This window comes from Arenibacter sp. F26102, from assembly GCF_023015865.1.
In the GTDB taxonomy this organism is placed as follows: Bacteria; Bacteroidota; Bacteroidia; order Flavobacteriales; family Flavobacteriaceae; genus Arenibacter.
In genome coordinates this window covers 1-1,396 of record NZ_JALKBC010000047.1, presented here as the reverse complement: position 1 = coordinate 1,396, position 1,396 = coordinate 1, and the positions used below count along the sequence as shown (strand labels likewise).

Below are 1,396 nucleotides of genomic sequence, written 5' to 3'. Positions count from 1 at the left end.
CCCAAATCCTTTAGATTAGCTTAATTAGATATATAAGCCAAAAAGGATAATGATGATGTTGAAAAGAGGGGGTTTGGGGGAGACTTATAACTTCCAGAAATGTCCATAACTTTAGCTTATTCAAAAAGAATGGGGTGAACTCATCCCAAATCTAGGTTAACGGCCTAGGGTAAGTATTAGTCCCCATTCTTTTCTAACCCGGTTACAAGGACCATATAGAATTTTAGGAATTTACCTGCTAAAGGTTTTAGTCAACGTAACCATTTAAACAGGATAAAGTTATGAAAATCATGGAAACCATCGGCATCGATGTCAGTAAAGCGACCCTTGATGTCTGCATTCACAGCAACCAGGAACTGGCAACCTTCGAAAACTCGGACAAAGGTTTTGCCCAACTGCTCAAATGGGGCTACAGATCCAGCTCCCACCCAAAGGAACATATTTTTATAGCCTTCGAACACACGGGCCTCTATTCGGAACGGCTATCGGAGTATCTTTCCAAAAAAGACATTACCCATGCTATGATCTCGGGATTGGAAATAAAAAGATCCTTGGGGATCGCAAGGGGAAAGGACGATCAGATCGATGCCTCCAAGATTGCTCTGTATGCCTACAGGCTGCGGGATGAGATACGACCTTCCCTTGCACAATCGAAAGAAATCAAGACCGTCAAAAAACTGCTTTCCCTTAGAGATCGCCTTGTAAGGCAAAGGGCCGGCTACAAGGCAAGTTCAAGGGAACAAAAGGACATCCTCAAACGAAAGGACAACGAACTTCTTTTCAAAGTCCAGGACAGGATGATCAAGGAGCTCTCAAAACAGATCAAGGAGATCGAAAATGAAATGCAACGGATCATAAAAAGTAAGCCTGAACTCGATCATATATTTGTTCTACTGAAGACCATAAAATGTATTGGCGATCAAGCTGCCCTATTCCTGTTGGTATATACGGGGGCCTTTACCAAATTCAGGAATGCCCGCCAGTTTGCCGCATATTGTGGAGTGGCTCCCTTTCCCAATCGATCGGGAACAAGTCTTAGGGGAAAGACACGTGTAAGCCATCTGGCCAATAAGAAAATGAAAAGCCTGCTCGATATGTGTGCCAAATCATCGATCCTCTACAATATGGAGATACGGGATTATTATTATCGTAGGGTCGCCGAGGGCAAAAGCAAGATGGGAACGGTAAACATCATACGGAACAAACTCATATCACGTGTATTTGCCGTCATCAATCGGGACACACCATACGTTGACCTTTGGAAATACGCCTCTTAAAAATTATTTCCCCCTCAATATCGCCCCCCAGAAAAAGGATGGGGTGTATTGAGGGGGAAATAATCGACCAATTAAAAAAATAATGAAATTTTATTTGGAAAGTCCATAGAATACTTACC

The 1,396-nt window shown here is 42.7% G+C and carries 1 protein-coding gene; it reads left to right on the top strand.

From position 1 onward, the window contains the following. Window positions 1-281 precede the first annotated feature (281 nt). Window positions 282-1,277 (top strand): IS110 family transposase, encoded by a 996-nt coding sequence (locus MWU78_RS22175; protein ID WP_247001992.1) that lies wholly within the window; start codon window positions 282-284, stop codon window positions 1,275-1,277. Window positions 1,278-1,396 lie beyond the last annotated feature (119 nt).